The 18,419-nt window shown below is 53.7% G+C and carries 14 protein-coding genes; 3 read left to right on the forward strand and 11 right to left on the reverse strand.

Translation table 11 applies throughout. The features are described from left to right. Positions 1–10: 10 nt before the first annotated feature. The 3 genes from WA318_RS17860 to kduI all read right to left on the reverse strand — a co-directional run bounded on the left by WA318_RS17860 (position 11) and on the right by kduI (position 4,565). Entirely contained in the window at positions 11–943 is a 933-nt protein-coding gene (locus WA318_RS17860) for an L-lactate dehydrogenase (RefSeq protein WP_114096961.1), read from the reverse strand. Between the two features lie 319 nt (positions 944–1,262). Next, on the reverse strand, positions 1,263–3,731 hold the full coding sequence (locus WA318_RS17865; protein ID WP_336083305.1) for a hypothetical protein: 2,469 nt from the start codon (positions 3,729–3,731) through the stop codon (positions 1,263–1,265). A 3-nt stretch (positions 3,732–3,734) separates the two neighbouring features. Then, on the reverse strand, positions 3,735–4,565 hold the full coding sequence (gene kduI, locus WA318_RS17870; RefSeq protein WP_336083342.1) for a 5-dehydro-4-deoxy-D-glucuronate isomerase: 831 nt from the start codon (positions 4,563–4,565) through the stop codon (positions 3,735–3,737). A 192-nt stretch (positions 4,566–4,757) separates the two neighbouring features. On the opposite strand from kduI, the gene WA318_RS17875 reads away from it, so the two are divergent. After that, complete coding sequence (locus tag WA318_RS17875) at positions 4,758–5,780, forward strand: LacI family DNA-binding transcriptional regulator (RefSeq protein ID WP_114096958.1); 1,023 nt, start codon at positions 4,758–4,760, stop codon at positions 5,778–5,780. Between the two features lie 41 nt (positions 5,781–5,821). On the opposite strand, the gene kduD is transcribed toward WA318_RS17875, so the two are convergent. Genes kduD through WA318_RS17890 form a run of 3 tightly spaced genes read right to left on the reverse strand, consistent with a single transcriptional unit; the run spans position 5,822 to position 8,431 of the window. Beyond that, complete coding sequence (gene kduD / locus WA318_RS17880; protein WP_336083307.1) at positions 5,822–6,562, reverse strand: 2-dehydro-3-deoxy-D-gluconate 5-dehydrogenase KduD; 741 nt, start codon at positions 6,560–6,562, stop codon at positions 5,822–5,824. A gap of 41 nt (positions 6,563–6,603) precedes the next feature. Beyond that, positions 6,604–7,926, reverse strand: a complete 1,323-nt coding sequence (locus WA318_RS17885; protein WP_258548610.1) for a TRAP transporter large permease — start codon at positions 7,924–7,926, stop codon at positions 6,604–6,606. 1 nt (position 7,927) lies between these two features. Continuing rightward, positions 7,928–8,431: a TRAP transporter small permease gene (locus WA318_RS17890; RefSeq protein ID WP_336083311.1), complete on the reverse strand. Its 504-nt coding sequence runs from the start codon at positions 8,429–8,431 to the stop codon at positions 7,928–7,930. Positions 8,432–8,877: 446 nt separating this feature from the next. Between WA318_RS17890 and WA318_RS17895 the strand changes: the two genes are divergently transcribed. After that, positions 8,878–9,852: a TRAP transporter substrate-binding protein gene (locus tag WA318_RS17895; protein ID WP_336083313.1), complete on the forward strand. Its 975-nt coding sequence runs from the start codon at positions 8,878–8,880 to the stop codon at positions 9,850–9,852. 49 nt (positions 9,853–9,901) lie between these two features. Continuing rightward, positions 9,902–10,990: a beta-galactosidase BglB gene (gene bglB / locus WA318_RS17900; RefSeq protein ID WP_336083315.1), complete on the forward strand. Its 1,089-nt coding sequence runs from the start codon at positions 9,902–9,904 to the stop codon at positions 10,988–10,990. Positions 10,991–11,206: 216 nt separating this feature from the next. Here the strand turns inward: bglB and WA318_RS17905 are convergent, their stop codons facing one another. The 5 genes from WA318_RS17905 to WA318_RS17925 all read right to left on the reverse strand — a co-directional run bounded on the left by WA318_RS17905 (position 11,207) and on the right by WA318_RS17925 (position 17,615). Further along, positions 11,207–12,274, reverse strand: coding sequence for an ATP-binding protein (locus WA318_RS17905; protein WP_336083318.1), 1,068 nt, complete (start codon positions 12,272–12,274; stop codon positions 11,207–11,209). Beyond that, positions 12,264–12,968, reverse strand: coding sequence for a response regulator (locus tag WA318_RS17910; RefSeq protein ID WP_220150273.1), 705 nt, complete (start codon positions 12,966–12,968; stop codon positions 12,264–12,266). The genes WA318_RS17905 and WA318_RS17910 overlap by 11 nt, the downstream gene beginning before the upstream one ends. A 137-nt stretch (positions 12,969–13,105) precedes the next feature. Next, positions 13,106–14,476, reverse strand: a complete 1,371-nt coding sequence (locus WA318_RS17915) for a TolC family protein (protein ID WP_336083321.1) — start codon at positions 14,474–14,476, stop codon at positions 13,106–13,108. A gap of 2 nt (positions 14,477–14,478) precedes the next feature. Then, positions 14,479–16,425 carry a MacB family efflux pump subunit gene (locus WA318_RS17920; RefSeq protein ID WP_336083323.1) on the reverse strand — a complete coding sequence of 649 codons (1,947 nt, stop codon included), beginning with the start codon at positions 16,423–16,425 and terminating at the stop codon, positions 14,479–14,481. After that, entirely contained in the window at positions 16,422–17,615 is a 1,194-nt protein-coding gene (locus tag WA318_RS17925; RefSeq protein ID WP_336083325.1) for an efflux RND transporter periplasmic adaptor subunit, read from the reverse strand. Before WA318_RS17925 ends, WA318_RS17920 begins: the two co-directional genes overlap by 4 nt. Positions 17,616–18,419: the final 804 nt, after the last annotated feature.

Here is an 18,419-nt window from a genome sequence, read left to right on the forward strand (position 1 = left end):
TTCTGTCTCCCTAAAGTGCAATGCTCTCGACTGAGCCTTTCAAAAGCCGTGCACTTTTTACCAGTCCTGCATGCTCGTCATCATTCAGATCGGGCATCAGATCGGCACAGATGCCATCTGCCCCAATCACACGCGGGATCGACAAGGCAACATCCCTGACCTCGCCGACCTCATCCGTCACGCAGGATACCGTCAGGACATCACGCTGATCGCGCGCGATCGCCTTGACGATACGCGCAAGCCCCGCACCGATGCCGTAATAGGTCGCCCCCTTGCCCTTGATGATCTTATAGGCCGCATTGCGCACACCATCATCAACCAACGCCCTGACATCCTGGGTGATGGGGGCACCAACCTGTGCAGCAATCTCGGCCAGTGACAACGACCCTACCTTGGCATTGGACCAGGCCAGCACTTCGCTATCACCATGTTCGCCCAGTACATAGGCATGAACCGATTGCGGTGAAATCCCAAGATGCCGTCCCAAAAGACTTCTGAACCGCGCAGTATCAAGGATCGTCCCGGATCCGATCACCCGCCCTGCGGGCAATCCGGAAATGCGCTGGGTGATCTGGGTCATGATATCGACGGGATTGGACGCAATCAGAAGGATCGCATCAGGCGCGACACTCAACACCTTGCCAACCACATCCTTGAAGACAGCCGCATTGCGCTCAAGCAACGCCAGACGGGTTTCACCGGGTTTCTGACTGACACCCGCGGCAAGGATCACAATCTTTGCACCGACCAGACCGTCATAATCTGAGGCCTCGACAATTGTGGAAGACATGAAGGGCACGGCATGGGCAATATCCTGCGCCTGTGCAACGGCAAGATCATGGTTCTGATCAACCAGCACAACCGAACTGGCAAGCCCCATCAATGCCAGCGCATATCCGGCCGAACTTCCCACCATCCCGGCCCCGACAATCCCGACTCTCATCACCTGCGCTCCTGATTCCCGATTTCTATCAATAACATAATGCCATTCTGCTCCTGAGGGGTCAAAAGAAGGGCAGGTTTCCTTGTTGGTTGTGGAGGAGTGCAATTAGCCCCTCCCCTTACATAACCGATATATGGTCTACAGTTTCCTATGTTCAGGAAACAAGCCCCGCTCCAACTATCTGGCTGACAACAATTCCGCTCTTATCGTTAAATCAAAAGAATATGCCAAAATCTGCAAAGATATAAAAAAGGCAGGAACAGCACTTCTGCCATTCCTGCCTTCATCATTCAGGAGCCGCCGGGAGGCCACAGCTCCCTCACTGAACTATCGGCAATTCCTTGCGGTCGCCCTCAAGCGTCCATTCCGCGGGATCAAGGGTGCGACCTTCGGCTAACACAACGCCGTCCTGGTGGAACAGCACCGTGCCATATTGCGCATCTTCAATACGATATGTGCCGTTGGTATCGACGTGAACGCTGAGATCGTGATTTGCGGCAAACTTTGCCAAATCACGGGCATGCCCCAATCGAACAACCCATGTTCCATCACGGCCGGAAAGACGCAACTCGTGTCCGGCCGATCCGCCTGTTTTCACAAGCTCCAATGCCCCCGAAGCCGATACAAGTAACGCTCCGTCGCCCGAGCGTGCCCACGCACGATGTCCGTCAAGGTGCCATTCATCAAAGGCCAATGTGGGGAACCATGCATGGGTAAAATCGGGTTGCGGTGCAACCCCTTCAAACCGGACTATCGCAAGATCACGATATTGTTGAACACGTGGAACACTTGCTGATCCCCCCCAGAAAGACGGCCGTCCAAAACCGGACTGAACAATTTCGCCGGGATGGTTGATGAATATCTGGGCACCCGGTTCACGTCCGATCCGGGCCTGAAGAAGCGTTTCCTGATATCCCCAGTCCCCCCAGCGATAAAGTGCCGCACTACCCATCGCTGTTTCACTGGTTTTGTAGTGATACAGCCGGCAAAACGCATTTTCGCCTTGCCAGAAAGTCCATTCCTGAGCGGTATCGCTTTTCTCCCAGCATGCAATATCGGCAAGATCTGGCAACTCAAGCCCGTGATCCCGCAATGCCAAAGCCATCTGGGCCAGACAATTCACATGTGCCCCAAACTGACCTTTTCCCCACAGCAATCTGGCAAGCCCGTTCAACTCCAAAGTATCAGCAACACAAAGTGAATGCTCATAACTTCGGCCTTGCGCCGCGGTAATAACGCCATGATGGGCCGAGTTGGCAATCATGGTGACCAGTCGCGTAATGGCTTCGGATGCCCGGTTTCGAATGACATCGTCAGGTGCAAGCGCAAACAGGGCTGCCAATCCTTTAAGGTCAATCGGGAAATAGGTTCCGGAATTGAATTCCGCCATTTCCGCCGCTTCGAAGTGATCGAACCACGCCATCAAGCGTTCAAGTCCGGCCTGTTTCTGTGCGATGCCGTTACGGTCAGCGCGCCTGAAATGAGACTGCGGCAACAGATCGCCGGCCAGATAGGCAGAAGTATGGAACAACAATGCATGGTTTTCCGAGAAGTACCATTGAACATCGTTCCCCGGTTCATCCATCCAATAACGGAATTCCAGAATGGCGGCATCGATACGCTCAATCAAAGCGTCCGACAACCGGTCTGTAAAAACAATGCGGGTCCACAAAAGTGGAACAAGTGCAAAATCAGCACAATCAAAGCACTGCTCGATCCCGGGCAAAGCTTCTTCAATGATAGCCTCGGCGCGCGCCAAAGACATCTCATCCCCGACAGCAGCACAGGCAAGTGCGGTCTCGGTATCGGTTTCACCGTTCTTTGCAATCCATGCAAGGCTCTCGGCAATGCGCGCCTCAAGGCTTTCAGGTGCAGGCCCCGTCACAGAACGCCAACTGACCTCCGCGCCAAGCCGCGCTTCGGACTCAAAACCGCCGCATTGGAACGAAAATCCAAAATACCGATAATCGACCGGAAAATTACTTGAAGACGCCAGCCGCACGCGATTGGCCCCCGCAGGAATTTCAAACGTCACATCATCATGATCATGCGACATGAAATGACCGGCAACCCTGACCCGGCAGCAAACCTTGTCAGGAAACGGCACTGGCATGACAAGCCAAATGTCATCGTTGTCATAGAATTTTCGATCAAGATGCATGACATCAACAGCTGCCTCGACCGCAGACACGGTATCAGCTGCAGCCGGAAAACAATTTCCAGCCTCGGCCTTTGGTCCGCTAATCCAGACAAGGGCAATGCGAATAACCGCATCTCGCTCGCACAGGTCTTCAAACTGAACCGCAATCTCGTTATGGCCCTGAATCAGATCGGCCTCGAACTCGATCTCGTCCATTGCGTTACGGCTGGCAGGTGAAAGCCAGGCGACAGCCTGTCCATTCACATAAACACGCGCGGCCCCGCAAATTCCCAAGCGCAACCTGGCGGATCCCGCATCAATGGCATTGATCGCCGTTCTGGCCCAACCCTGAATATGAGTTGCTCGAAACCAAAAACCCGAAAGATCAAGGAACGGTGATCCTCCTGGTAAAATGTTTCTCGCCTTCCGCCAGTCAGGAAAAGGTAATTCCACAATCTCTTTCCCCCGGCGTTCGGCAATATAAGCCGTCCGGCAAGGATAGGTATGCGGGATGAAATTCTTCTCCTTTGTGAGGAAGAATGTTGAATCCATCTCGCCTTCCATCGGCATGTCCGCCACATCATATGCCCGTTCCTCAAGTGACGTGACCTGCCAGTAAGGAACAGATGCCCCGGATTTAAGCAGCATGACTTAACGCAGCTCCTTAATGGCAACCGGCGAAACATCCGTATATTCCTGATTTTCTCCGGTCATGCCCCACACGAAACCATAAGGTCCTGTACCGGCGCCCATGTGAATAGACCAGGCCGGAGACAAGACAACATCGCCATTAGCTACAACCAGATGGCGGGTATTATCAGGGCGCCCCATAAAGTGCATAACCCGATCTTCATCCGAAAGATCGAAATAGCAATATGCCTCCATACGACGCTCATGCAGGTGCGGCGGCATCGTGTTCCAGACAGAACCCTTTGCGGGATCGGTAATCCCCATCAGCAGCAGGCAGGATGGTGCGACCTCTGGATGAATATACATCGCCAGAGAACGGCGATTACTTTGCTCTGCATCCCCCATCTCAAGGACTTTGGCTTCGGCACGGGTGATCAGACGCGTCGGCACAGAGTGCCCGGCCGGGACAGAGTTCACGTAAAAGCGCGCCGGACTTTTTGCATCAATACTCCCCATCGTCACGACTTCCACGCCGCGACCAACATATAAAACATCGCGGTTCCCAAGGTCATAGCGCATTCCATCGACTTCGACCCAGCCTGCACCGCCAAGATTTGCGATCCCCATTTCACGTGCATCAAAGAACAAGTTCGTTCCGACATCTTTGCCATCACCAAAGCTAAGCGCCTTCTCTGTGGGCACGGCACCACCAACAACCATCCGATCAAAATGAGTATACGCAAAGCTGATCTGTCCCGGCGTAAAGAGCCGCTCGACCATAAAATTCTCGCGTAACTGGGTCGTGTTCATTCCATTGATCTGATCGGGACCGGCACCATAGCGTTGTTCCATAGCCACGAGATATCTCCTAAGGATGTTCCTGCACGTTCAGCCACTGTTTTTCTCAGCGGCGCACTTATGAATTAGAAGAAACAGGAAGGTGGCTTCCTGCTCCATACAAGAAAAAAACATCACACCAAGAAATTTTTCGTGCAATATGTAAATAAATTCCACAAACTGATGGAAATCAGGAAAGGAAAGAACATGGCAGTCAGTGGACGCACCAAAATCAGTGACATCGCCTCGCGTCTTGGGGTTTCTACGGCAACTGTCTCACGCGCCCTAAGCGGCAACGGCTACGTCAGGGAACATCTCGCCTCCAGAATCCGCGCAGCTGCCATTGAAATGAACTATGCCGTTTCCAGCACTGCTGCCGGACAAAAAGTCCTTATTGTCTCCTCACAAGAGGCGATGATCGACTTCAAGCGCAGCCAATTCACCATGTATGTTCTCGAAGGGGTACGGGAACGCGCCGAAAGCCGGGATATACGGATAGAATCTTACATCTATCAGCCCAATCAACCCTTCGAAGATCTCTACAAGGCGGCGCAGGCTCCTGATTTGATTGGTCTGTTACTCGTCTCGGTCGATGACGCGACACTCGATTTTGTGCGCGTATCGGATATGCCCGCCGTATTGGTCAACGGTGATGATCCGGAAATGCAGCTAAGCTCGGTCACACCATGCAACCGATCTGCGGCATCTTTGGCAACCAAACATCTGATTAATCAGGGGCACCGCCATATCCTGTTTCTCAACCGTCCCGGCAGACGCACGATTCAGCGCCGCTTTGAAGGATGGCGCGATGCTATGGCCGAACATTACAATCCCGCCTATGTGATCGATATCGATGACTGGACCGCCGAAGCCGCAAGCCAACGCATTGCCGAGGTCATTGAGACCAACCTGTCCTTCAGTGCCATTGTCGCAGCAGGCGATATTCTGGCCGTGGGCGCTGTTTCCGCCCTGCAAGCCAAAGGTTACAACGTCCCCAAAGATGTTTCAGTGGTCGGCATTGATGGCCTGCCGCAAGGCCAGTACATGTCACCCGCACTGACATCTGTCAAAATTCCGATGCAATCAGTCGGTGCCCTGTCTTTGGACTTGCTAATTGAAACCTGCCGACTGACCAACGCCGATATTGATATGCCCGCACGCCGGATTGAACTGGCATGCGAACTGATCAGCCGCGAAAGCGTATGCCCGCCACCGGCAAAACTACGCTGACTGAGATGTTAGGTTAACCGCGATCAGCGCTGCAAACCGCACTAACGTGCAAGCCAACCGCCATCAACATTCAGGATTGCGCCCGAAACATAGTCTGATGCGGAGGCCGCCAGATAAACTGCGGTTTCCGCAATATCATCAGGACGCCCCCAACGACCAGCTGGAATACGATCCAAAATAGCCGCTGACCGCTGGGGATCGTCACGCAATGCTTGTGTATTGCTTGTGGCGATATAACCCGGCGCAATCGCGTTGACATTGATGCCGCGCGCGGTCCACTCGTTTGCAAGAATGCGAGTCAAACCGGCTACGCCGTGCTTGGACGTGGTATAGGACGGAACCCGAATGCCGCCCTGAAACGACAGAAGCGACGCGATATTCACAATCTTGCCCTGCCCTTCTCGCGCAAATATCTCTTTGGCGAACGCCTGCGAGGTAAAGAAGACAGCCTTGGCATTTACATCCATGACCGCATCCCAGTCCTCTTCCGTAAAATCGATACAATCGGCACGGCGGATGATGCCTGCATTATTGACCAGAATGTCGATATTGGCCCCTTCAAACAGGGCTGCACCTGCCATGGGATCCGCAAAATCGACAACAACCTCGCTTGCGACACCGCCCGCATCGCGAACCACCGAGACCGTTTCGCCACAGGTTCGCCGTCCCGCGCAGACAACTTCGGCGCCAGCGCGTGCCATTGCAACGGCAATAGCCTGCCCTATTCCAGCATTGGCACCGGTTACCAAAGCTTTTCGACCGCTCAGCGAGAACGCATTCATGATATAACTCCGCTTGAATAGGATTAGGGTTGGGTGAAGCGTCACATCAGCCCGAGGAAACGCGGCAATGCCAATGTGATCCACGGGACATACGTGGTCAGAAGCAAGGCTGCAGATGTCGCAAAGAAGAACGGCAAGATCGGCCTTACCACCTGATCAATTCTCAGATTGGCAACAGCGCATCCGACAAAAAGTACGCTACCGACCGGCGGTGTCATCGATCCAACCCCAAGGTTAAATATCATGATGATCCCCAAATGCACCGGATGAATGCCAATCTCGGTCGCAATCGGTAAAAAGATCGGGGTAAAAATCAACACTGCCGGTGTCAGGTCCATAAAGAATCCGATGATCAGCAGGCAGATATTCATCACCAGCAAGATCACGATGGGATTATCAAAAGTCAGAATGGCTTCTGCAATAACATTGGGAATACCGGCAATCGTCATGACATAGGACATTATGCCCGATGCCGCGATCAGAAACAGGATTGAGCAACTGGTAACCGCCGACGATTTCAAAGCTTCCAGATATTCCTGCAAGCTTGCCATCCGGTACATTAGCGACAAAACAAATGAATACAGAACTGCAACCGCGGCACCTTCTGTGGCGGTGAAAGCTCCTATCGCAATGCCACCAATGACTAGGATAATCATCAACAGTGGCGGCAGAGCCTGCCATATCACTTGCAGGACTTCCGACCAACTGACACTGCCTTCCGTGCGATAACCGCGGCGCACGGCAAAAAAGGTAATGACCATCATAACCGACAGTCCCATCAAGATTCCCGGAAGATACCCTCCAAGAAACAGGGCAGAAATCGACGTGCCCCCCGACACCAAGGAAAACAGGATCAACGGTCCGCTCGGCGGAATCAGAATGCCCGTCGGAGCCGATGCAATATTCACCGCTGCAGAAAAAGCAGGGTCATAACCCTCTTTTCGCTGCAAAGGTCCCATAACGCCGCCAACAGCGGCCGCAGCTGCAATAGAAGATCCGGAAATCGATCCAAACAGCATATTGGCCAACACATTCGTATGGGCCAATGCACCGGGCATACGCCCGCCCAGCAATTTCGCCAAATTGATCAATCGGATGGCAATGCCACCCTTGTTCATGATGTTACCTGCCAACACAAAAAACGGGATTGCCAAAAGCGTGAAACTGTCGATGCCCGAGAACATCTTTTGAGCACTGACAAAACTGATAACGCTCGACGGCAGATAGGCAAATCCCGTCACGACCGACGAAACACCGATCGCAATCGAAATCGGCGTACCCAAGGCTAAGAGACCGAAAAACAGAACAAACAGGACAATTGCCGCGCCCGCAGGATCAAGCATGAAATCAACAAGGACATCCATTTCAAACTGTCTCCTGCACGTCTTCAACCGGCGCCAGTTGCCCCAGACCGATCAGAACAATATTAAGGGCCTGCAACAAAATTATCAGCCCCGCCGATACCGGAACAGCAAGGTAAACCATCCCCATCGGGACCTGCATGATCGGTGAGAGCTGTGCCATCGCCGACATGCTTGCCCCCCAGCCGCCGATCAGCATCGTAAAACTGGCAAATGCAATGGAAATGATCCCATTCAGCATTGCCAATCCTTTACGCCACCACATCGGCCCCAGAAAAACCAACAGATCAAGTGACAAATGTTTACGGCTGCCAAAACAGTACGCCGACCCCAGAAGCGCCATCCAGATCATTGTAAACCGAAGCGTTTCTTCCGTGAACAAGGCGGGCGTTGCCAGCACATAGCGGGTAAAAACCTGCCACAGCATCAGGACCACCATGCAGCACAGCGTGATTGAAATAATCACCAGCAGCAGGCGCTCAATACCATGCTTGAGAGATTGCAACACTTCGCGTTTCCTCCGTCGAAGTTACCTGGCGCACGTTCAGGTATTATTTTTATTTCGATTATCTCGAGACCATGCGATGTGAAAAAAGAATCTGCAATCTGAAAATTATTTTCACACCCAACTCATTGCCGGGTTCACACTTTAAAACTGGATGATACAAGAGCATCCAAGAAACCATTACGCCCACCATCACATTCACAACACGATGTAACTGCCTCAAATTTGCAGTCACAAAGATATTGGCGAGCTGCAGCCCATAAATTCGAATGCTGACTGCCGTTCTGAGCTGCTTCAATGCACCTCCTAGCACGCTCCAAAAATGAAAATTTATTACATATAGAAATTTTATTTTCATAGTGACAGCTTTATCCACATGCCATCGATGAAACGCGCTGGCATTTTCGTCACCGCCATTCAGGCGGAAAGAAGCCTAAGGGAGGAAAACAATGAAATATCAAAAACTTGCTCTTGCCTTAACCGCAGTCGCAACCCTTGTGACCGCCCAGGCAGAAGCCAAAACCCGCCTGACTCTGGCCAACTCGCTATCGGCAGACCATCCAACCAGCACGGCCCTGCAGCAATTCGCTGATGAAGTCAAAGAACGCACAGATGGCGAAGTAACCATCCAGCTGTTTTTGAACGCGGTTCTGGGTTCCGAGCGTGAGGTTCTTGAACAGCTTCAGAACGGTGCAGTTGACATGACCCGTGTCAGCGCCGGCAACCTCGAAAACTTCGATCCGGTATTCAAGGCATTCACCCTTCCCTATATCTTCAAGGGCGAAGACCATTTCTACCGGGTCATGACAGGACCGGTTGCAGATGAGGTCTATAACGCCACAAAAAGCAACGGCTTTGTCGGCCTGACCTTCTTCGACAGCGGCGCACGTTCCTTCTATACCGTCGACAAGCCGATCAACACGCCAGAGGACCTCGCCGGTCAGAAAATCCGGGTTCTGAACTCCAACAGCTCGATCCGCATGGTTGAAATGATGGGCGGCACGCCCACTCCAATGCCCTATGCCGAAATCTATACTGCCCTGCAGATGAGCGTGATCGATGGCGCGGAAAACAACGTCACGGCACTGACTATCGGACGTCACGGCGAAGTTGCAAAATTCTATTCACAAGACGAACATCTTCGCATTCCGGATTTCCTGGTGATCTCCAAAGCGGCAGCCGAAAAACTCACCGATGAACAGAATTCCATCGTCAAGGAAGCTGCTCTTCACGCAACAGAGTCCTTCCGTGCGATCTGGGGCCAAGCCGTCAAAGACGCTTCGGCAGAAGCCGAAAAAATGGGCGTCACCTTTGTCTCACCGGATCAGGCACCTTTCCGCGAAAAAGTCATGCCGTTGCTTGACGAGTATCGCAACGATCCAGATTTCGGCAGCCTCCTGACCCAGATCCTCGAAACAGAATAATTTTCCGCTCCGCGCCGACCAAATTCCTCAAAAAAAGCGAGACACAATAATGGGAACCGATACCGTCAGCCTTCGCGACGAATTGAAAGAGAAAATCTCTCAGATAGTGACAGGCTTGCGTAACCTGCGAGACGAAGGACAGTTCAACGAGCCGAACCTTGATGGAACAGCCGGTGATTATGTCAGTTTCGATAGTTGGGAATGGCCACAGGGTGTCGGTCTGTACGGAATTGCGCAACTCTGGCTCCAGACCGGAGATGAAGAGGCGCGGAGCATTCTGGAAAATTGGTACGAAAAACAACTTTCCCTAGGTCTGCCGTCCCAGAATGTGAACACGACGGCCCCCATGCTGGCGCTTTCCATTCTATGGCATAAGACCCGGGATCCTCGCTGGGAACCCGTGCTTGACGATTGGGCCAACCGGCTGATTGCGGAAGCCCCGCGCACCACATCAGGCGGTTTCCAACATGACGTTTCGGACAAGATCAACGATGGGGAACTTTGGGACGATACCCTGTTCATGCTCGCCCTGTTTCTGGCGTCCTACGGTCAGGCTTCCGGTCGAAAAGATCTGGTCGAAGAAGCCAAATTCCAGTTTCTGGTGCACACTCACTATCTTTGCGAACCCGAAACCGGATTATGGTTCCATGGCTGGACCTTCGATGGACATCACAATTTCGCCCGAGCCCGCTGGGCACGTGGGAATTCTTGGATTTCCGCCGGAATACTGGATCTGATTGATCTTGCCGATCTCGATGCAGCAACACGCCGCTATCTACTCTGGGTTGTTAAGGCCCAACTATCGAGCCTGATAGAATATCAGACGGAAAACGGCACATGGCATACTTTGGTCGATGACCCGAGCTCCTACGAGGAGATTTCTGCGACCTCTGCAATCGGCTATGCACTGCTCAAAGGATATAGGCTGGGTCTCGGGCCTCAAAGTTGGAAAACAGCCGGCCAGAAGGCTCTGCATGCTGTGCTGGACAACATCGACGGTAATGGTGTCGTGCAACAAGTCTCTTATGGTACCCGTATGGGGCATGATCTTGAATTCTACAAAAATATCCCGTTGCACCCGACCGGTTACGGACAGTCGATGGCACTTCTATGCCTCGTCGAAGCGCTCAATCACTGACGGCATGAACAAGCCCTGGCCCCTTGATGGAACCAGGCGCCTTATCTGAAGGAAACGGGTTTCAACAGAACTTTGCGCCTGTTGCCCCTGCACCACATATTCAGGTTGCCGAGGTGGTAGTTTCCTCTCTAGACGACTTGACACGTTTACAGATCACCCATTCTGCAAGACCGGCATAGTCATCGGCGTAATCAGGATTTTGGGACATTGGTACAATCAGACGACAGGTCGCACTTGGCAAGGCAGCCGGATTTCGACGGTAAGACCGGGTTGGTTGGCCAGGAATATCAACGCATCACCCCCATGCGCCTGTGCGATGGCCTTGACAATCGACAAGCCCAAGCCGGAGCCGCCGCTGCTACGTCCCCGCGAATCATCTGCACGCCAGAACCGCTCGAAGGCACGCGCGCGGCTCTCTTTGGAAAGGCCTAGCCCTGTATCCGTACAGCGGAAGAAGACATGCTTCTCGTCCATGCCGGTCTCGACATGAACCGTGCTTTGCGGTGCGTAACGGCAGCCGTTTTCAAGAACCGCCACGAAAGCCTGCCGCAACCGCGCGCGATCAGCACTCAGAACGGCACTGGATAATTGTCGCGTTACTGTAATCCCGGCTGCATCGAAATGCCCCTCAAGCGAAGCAAGTGCCGCCTCGGCCTCCGTCGCAATGTCCAGAGATGAATACTGCAGATCCAGCTGTCCCGCGTTACTCAGCGCCAGTGTTCGCAACTCCTCTACGATGGCCGACAGGTCATCCACATGGTTAATCAAACGACCATACAGTTCGGAACTGGGTGTAAAGGCGCCATCGAGCAATCCCTGTAACCTCCCGCGCAAAATGGTCAAGGGTGTTCGCAATTCATGTGCTATTGCCGAGTTCGAGTATTTCAACTCGGCTTCTGCCCGCTGCAGTCGCCCTGCCATCTGATTGAAGTCATCGACGAGGTCGCTCGCCTCTCCAAAGTTGCCCCGCCTCAATGAAGCGCGTGCCGAAAAATCTCCGTTCGCAACCTTGCGCGCAGCCGCAGCAACGGATTTCAGTGGATCGGCAATCCGTCGCGCAAGTACCCATCCCATCAATGAGGCGGTAAATAAACCGATCCCCAGCAGGAGGCCCAAGGTGACAATATCACCGGTGCGCAATACATCGTCGTCAGTAAATTCGGGATAAAGCCATTCATAAATGAAGAAAAAATATGCAATCAGCCCGAAATAAACGACGGCAAAAGCAAGCAGGGTAAGCATAATCATCGCGCGAACGATGCGGGAGTTCAGACTATTGGCCATGTGCGTTGTCCAGTCTGTAACCGACACCACGAACACCTACAAGCATGCCATCAGCCCCGGCAGCAGCCAGTTTGCGTCGAAGATTGCTTACATGGCTGTCCACTGTTCGATCGAGAGCCTCGCCCTCCGGCAAGCAAGCATCGACCAGTTCCGAGCGCTCGAACACTCGACCTATCCTCAATGCCATAAACGCCAGAATACGAAATTCGGTTCTGGTAAGGCCAAGTGTAACCGCGCCGTCCGCGCTTTCGACCTCGACCCGATAGGCTTGCGGATCGATGGTTAACGGTCCAACGCGCAACATCTGCCCGGTATCGCGGGCGATGGTTCGCCGCAAGACCGCCTTTACGCGTGCGACAACCTCAAGCGGGTTGAACGGCTTAACCACATAATCGTCTGCACCAATGCGTAGTGCTTGTAACTTGTCGAGATCCTCCGCGAGCGCCGTGACCATGATGACGGGCGTATCGCCCCGGCGGCGTATCGTCGCAAGCACCTCATAACCGTCCTGCCCCGGCAGCTTGATGTCCAACACCACAAGGTCTGGTCGCAAGCGCTGGTGATGAGCAAGCCCGACAGTGCCATCACCAGCGGTGACCACCCGGAAACCTTCGCGTGACAGATACGTCCCGATAATTTCGGCAATCTCGGGTTCGTCTTCGATGATCAGGATTAAGGCATTGTTCATGACCATATTTTCAATCTTTGGCTTTCGACTCACAAGAATTCAATTGATTGAGGTGCGTTTCATTTCAAGGTTTTTGGCGTTGATACGATAAATTCTCTGTCTTGAAGAATGCACTTCATCACCGTGCCGCCGCAACCTCGTCATTAGCGACTGCTGTACTCCCCCCCAAGAGCGCGATACAGGGTTGATGCGTTCACGAACTGCGCAAGCCGAACGTCGGCGAGAGCCACTTCAGCGGACCGACGACGTTCCTGTGCATCAAGCCAGATGCGCAGGGTTATCGCGCCTGCCCGATAACGTATCTCGGTCAGCTTCTCGACTCCCTTCGCGGCCTCATAGGCACTATTCAACCGACGTGACTGCTCGGCATAGTTTGAGCGCGCACCCAGCGTATTGGCAACGTCTGCAAACGCATTGAGCAAGGTGGTTCGAAACGTAGAGACAGCCTCTTCATATTGTGTTTGCGAAACCGCAATCGTCAGATTCATGTCCTTCAGGTTCAGGAAGGACAGAACAGTCCCTGCCCCCAGTGTCGCGACCGGGTTAGAGATGAAAGATATGAGCTGATCGCTGCTCGTCCCCAAGCCACCAGTCAACGATATCCCCGGATAGAAGCTGGTCCGCGTCGCATCCACATTCTTCAACGCCCCCTTCAACCGTGCTTCTGCCGCGCGAAGATCTGGACGGCGGGCAAGAAGATCAGCAGGCAAACCTGGCGTGATCTCTGGCAACTTCTGCCGTGGCAATCTGTGTAGTTCGGGAACCGGATTTGGCCCACCGTTCAAAAGAACCGTAAGCACATTTCGCAAAACAAGGCGTGCCTGCTGCAACTCGGATACGCGCGCAGCCTGTGTCTCGACAGTCTGTTCAACTTCCCAAAGCTCAAGTTCGGAAACCCCGCCAACAGCCATCTGTTTTCGGACGAGGTCGTGTATTTGCCTGACATAGTCAAGGCTGCTTTCGGCCGACGCAATCGCTTCATTCGCGTGAGCAATACGAAAATAGGTCTCGACGGTCATGCCGATAATTGCAAGGCGAGCCGCCTCATAATCCTCACGTGTTGCCTCGGCCTCAAAGCTCGAACTATCTCGCTGCGCTGCAAGTTTCCCCCATAAGTCAACTTCATAAGAGAGCCCGATTGACGCAGACGAGGATGAGGTTGCAGCGACATTTCCATCGAGAGGCTTTGCTCTGGAACTGTTAAGATTCCCGCTCAATTTCGGGAACAGGGCATTCGCCGCAAGATCAGCTTGCAAGAGCGCTCTGCGCGCCCGAAGGGTTGCGGTGAAAATGTCATTGTTGCGAGCGACCACCTCTTGGATCAGCGTGGTGAGTTCCCGATCTCCGAAAGCGATCCACCACTGATCTGTACTTACTTTGGCAGTGTCTGAGGAGATCGGGGCAGACCATGTCGGCCCTTCTGGCAAATCCGGGCGCAGATAGGCTGTCGACTGGCTCGTACAACCGACAAGAACAATAAAAAGACAAGGGATAATCAATCTGACGAAAACCATGACTACTCTCTGGAAAGCGCATCGACCGGATCGAGGCGTGAGGCATTGCGGGCTGGCAGAAAACCGAAAACGAGACCGATGAGAAGCGCAACCAGACAGGCTGAAAGGATGGCGTCGAAAGAGATGATCATCGGGAACTGGCTGCCCTGTCCACCAAACGCAATGGCTGCACCAAGTGCCAGCCCAACACCGAGGAAAGAACCCGCAATACAAATCGTGACGGCCTCAATCAGGAATTGAAGCATGATGTCGATACGACGAGCACCGACTGCCATCCGCAGACCTATTTCACGGGTACGCTCGGTGACGGAAACCAGCATGATGTTCATGACGCCAATGCCACCGACGATCAGAGAGATCACCGCGACAGACGAAATCAGCAGCGTCATGGTCTGCGACGTCTTTTCCATGATCCGGCGCAACTGGTCACTATTGAACACGAAGAAGTCCTGCGTACCGTGACGGCGTGTCAGCAGGCCGACGATTGCACGTTCGGCAACGATTGTGTCGACATCGTCAGAGATACGAACAGTCAGCCCGGCAAGGCTTGTTGCCGCCCCAAGCAACCTGCCGGTCACGGCAGTATAGGGAAGGTAGATTTGCAGGGTTTTGCCGGACATCCCGGACCGCTGCGCAACCGTGCCAATGATCACCACCGGCACCCGATCGATCATGATAACCTTGCCAAGCGGAGATTCATCTCCCGGAAAAAGCGTAGATGCGGCTCTTTCCTCGATAACGGCCTCCTGCCGGCGTTCAGCGATACTGTCGGCCGAGAAGCCGGTGCCCAGCACGATTCTGAGGCCGTTCACCCGAAAGTAATCCTCACCAACACCGTCAACATTAGCTGACATGGTCGTGCGACCGAGCCGAATGCGTGTACTCGTCGACACCAGAGGTGTGACGCTGTCGATATAGTTTTGCGCAGACAAAACCTCGGCGTCGGCCACAACCAGAGAGGTGATGCTTTCGGCACGTTCATCGTCCCAGCCATGTCCGGGAAAAATCGAAAGTGTGCTGGCACCAAGTTCGCTGATCTCGGCAAGCACCCTCTGGCGCGTTCCCTCGCCCAAACCAACGACTGAAACCACGGCAGCAATGCCAATGATGATCCCGAGCATGGTAAGGAATGTGCGAACCCGATGTGCCGCCATGGAGCGCACCGCCATGGGAAAAGCTTCCGCAACCCGTCGATGGAAACCTGCCAGAACACCAACAGAATCTGAGTTTAAAAAGGAAGGTAAAGGCGCATCAACGACCGGTTCGCGGCACCGCTTGTCAGACAGAACAAGGCCGTCACGGATTTCTACAATACGATCGGCGTGGGAGGCGACCTCCATATCATGGGTAACCATAATGACTGTATGGCCGTCCCGATGAAGCTCCTTGAGGATCTCGAGAACAGTTTCACCGCTTTTACTATCCAGCGCACCGGTCGGTTCGTCGGCAAGGATGATACGCCCGCCATTCATAAGCGCGCGCGCAATGGACACGCGCTGCTGCTGACCACCGGAAAGCTGACCTGGACGGTGATCTATACGTTCACCAAGGCCGAGGCGCTCCAGAAGTAAATTTGCCCTCTCTCGTCGGGTCACAGAATCAATGCCTGCATAAACAGCCGGCATCGCCACATTATCGGCCGAGTTGAGCGTGCCTAGCAAATGGTAGCGCTGGAAGATGAAGCCGAAGTGCTCTCTTCGCAATGCCGCCAGTTCGTCAGCGCTCAAACCGGCCACACTGTGGCCTCCGACACGGTAATCACCCGCAGTCGGCTGATCGAGGCAGCCAAGAATATTCATAAGCGTCGACTTGCCTGATCCGCTGGCACCCACAATCGCAACAAGCTCGCCGCTGTCGATACGAAGGTTTATCCCCTTGAGGGCGGAAACCGTCTCTTCGCCGGTTTGAAACAGCCGCGTGACGTTCTCTATTTCCAGTAAAGAGCTCACATCATCTCCATAGCGTTTGCGTTTGAGTCTGACGCCTGACCGTCGGCCGGAATGACAACTTCCTCGCCAATCTCAAGACCATCAATCACTTGCGCTTTGATCCGGTCCGTCAGTCCTACTGAGACAAGGCGTTCTGAAATTTCACCGGAAGAAGAGCGCACTTGAACATGATAGCGACCGTTCTGATCACGCTCGGTCAGTGCTGACCAGGGTACAAGCGGGACGTCCTCTGCATGCCCCACCACAATGGTTACAAGAGTTGTCATCATTGGGCGCAGTCGGCCATCAGGATTTGGTGTTGTAAATAATCCGTTGAAATAAACAGCCTGTGCCACCTGCCCACCGGTTGTGGAGGCGGTCGCGGAATCCGTCGCGATCGATGTCGGGGCAGGCGCAATCTGCTCCAATCTGCCAACTGTCGGAGAATGGGTTTCGCCCATTATTGTGAAACGCACCGTCTGACCGGGTTTTACGCGGGTGATATCGGCCTCTGATATCCTTACCTTAACCTGCATCACGTTCAGCTGAGCCAGCACAATGATCGTCGGTACGGCCAGATTGGAGTTCAGGGTTTGGCCAGCCTTGGTCACGACCGCAACCACCACACCATCCATTGGTGCGACAACCTTCGTGTAGCCAAGGTTGGCTTTTGCATTCTCAACCTCCACCGCGGCTTGGGCGATCTGCGCTTCCAATGCCTCAATATCAGCCGCCAGAACATTGGACGCCGCCTCCGCCGTCTCAAGCTCAGCCACAGACGCAGCACGCTGAAGAGCCATACTCTTCTGTCTGTTATAGGCTTGCTTGGCGCGTTTGAATTCAAAGCCGCGGGCCTTGCGCTGGGCCTTGACGTTGGCAAGCGCTGCCTCTGCGATGCGCAGGGCGTATGCCTGCGCTGTCGGATCAATCTCGGCGATCAGGTCTCCGGCCTTGATTTTCTGGCCCAATTCAACGTGTAGCGCTTTCAACTGGCCCGAAACCTGTGCACCAACGCTTACGACCCGGACAGGTTCGAGTTCTCCGTTCGCAAGAACCGTTTCCTCGATCGTGCCGCGCGAGACACGTTCGGTAAGCACAGATGCCTGCGGCTCTTCTTCGAAAACACCACTGGCCGACGCAATTGCGACCAGTGCTACAACAATTATGCCTCCGATGATCAGAGGTCGACCAATGCTATCCAACAGTTTCATTCTTGCTGTTACCAACCGAAGTTTATTTACCAGGGAAAATGCCCATCGCCCCATCAGCTCCACTCTCGCCACGACGTGACTGATATGGCCAACTGTGGACGGGTCCTTTGCAAGATTTAAAAGTTCCCGCGAAGATGATCACTTTCTTCACGCACCATCCCACGCCGCAGTGAAAGTTAGGTCGACGTTGTGTGGAGATTTGGTGGACGCGCACTTATTCGCCCCGCCCACCAACTCCCAGGCTGGTGTCCTCAGGCGAAGAACCCAGGGTTTGGTCGACAACATTTGATGATCAATGTGCGGAGGAGAGGGCTTCAAGATTGAGAATATCCTGACGAGACCTGATATCTCGCGTCGTGGCAGACGCACCCGAAACTCAAACAGAGTAAGTGATGATGTTTACGAGCTGTGCCGCAAGCGCTGTTCAGATATCGATAGGCCCCTACTCTCGCAGACGAGAGCCCACACTTACACGTACAGGCACAGACATTTAAACCCCGCAACGAGGGCGAGCTGGCAACGGCTAGATATCTTGATGCCTCACGACCGCAGTCTGCGCGCGGCTGTCGCCGTGCTCGACCTTCGAGCTAAAAAGGTGCCACTGGCACCTTTTTCATACGCTCTCAGCCTTCAGTTATGAGCACAGGCTCAGAACACAGGAAGACCGAAGGTTCAAAGACTGTTCCTGCGGGCAATAAAAAACCCTGCCACCGGAGGTGACAGGGTCTTTTTATTGGTTGCGGGGGCAGGATTTGAACCTGCGGCCTTCAGGTTATGAGCCTGACGAGCTACCGGGCTGCTCCA

Source organism: Thalassospira sp. CH_XMU1448-2, assembly GCF_037027285.1.
Classification (GTDB): Bacteria; Pseudomonadota; Alphaproteobacteria; order Rhodospirillales; family Thalassospiraceae; genus Thalassospira; species Thalassospira profundimaris_C.

Excerpts from the sequence above, each read along its gene's own strand:
- WA318_RS17905 (WP_336083318.1), bottom strand. The coding sequence starts at position 12,274 with ATGGCCAATAGTCTGAACTCCCGCATCGTTCGCGCGATGATTATGCTT.
- WA318_RS17885 (WP_258548610.1), bottom strand. The coding sequence starts at position 7,926 with ATGGATGTCCTTGTTGATTTCATGCTTGATCCTGCGGGCGCGGCAATT.
- WA318_RS17910 (WP_220150273.1), bottom strand. The coding sequence starts at position 12,968 with ATGGTCATGAACAATGCCTTAATCCTGATCATCGAAGACGAACCCGAG.
- WA318_RS17915 (WP_336083321.1), bottom strand. The coding sequence starts at position 14,476 with ATGGTTTTCGTCAGATTGATTATCCCTTGTCTTTTTATTGTTCTTGTC.
- kduI (WP_336083342.1), bottom strand. The coding sequence starts at position 4,565 with ATGGAACAACGCTATGGTGCCGGTCCCGATCAGATCAATGGAATGAAC.
- WA318_RS17925 (WP_336083325.1), bottom strand. The coding sequence starts at position 17,615 with ATGAAACTGTTGGATAGCATTGGTCGACCTCTGATCATCGGAGGCATA.
- bglB (WP_336083315.1), top strand. The coding sequence starts at position 9,902 with ATGGGAACCGATACCGTCAGCCTTCGCGACGAATTGAAAGAGAAAATC.
- WA318_RS17875 (WP_114096958.1), top strand. The coding sequence starts at position 4,758 with ATGGCAGTCAGTGGACGCACCAAAATCAGTGACATCGCCTCGCGTCTT.
- kduD (WP_336083307.1), bottom strand. The coding sequence starts at position 6,562 with ATGAATGCGTTCTCGCTGAGCGGTCGAAAAGCTTTGGTAACCGGTGCC.
- WA318_RS17865 (WP_336083305.1), bottom strand. The coding sequence starts at position 3,731 with ATGCTGCTTAAATCCGGGGCATCTGTTCCTTACTGGCAGGTCACGTCA.
- WA318_RS17895 (WP_336083313.1), top strand. The coding sequence starts at position 8,878 with ATGAAATATCAAAAACTTGCTCTTGCCTTAACCGCAGTCGCAACCCTT.
- WA318_RS17860 (WP_114096961.1), bottom strand. The coding sequence starts at position 943 with ATGAGAGTCGGGATTGTCGGGGCCGGGATGGTGGGAAGTTCGGCCGGA.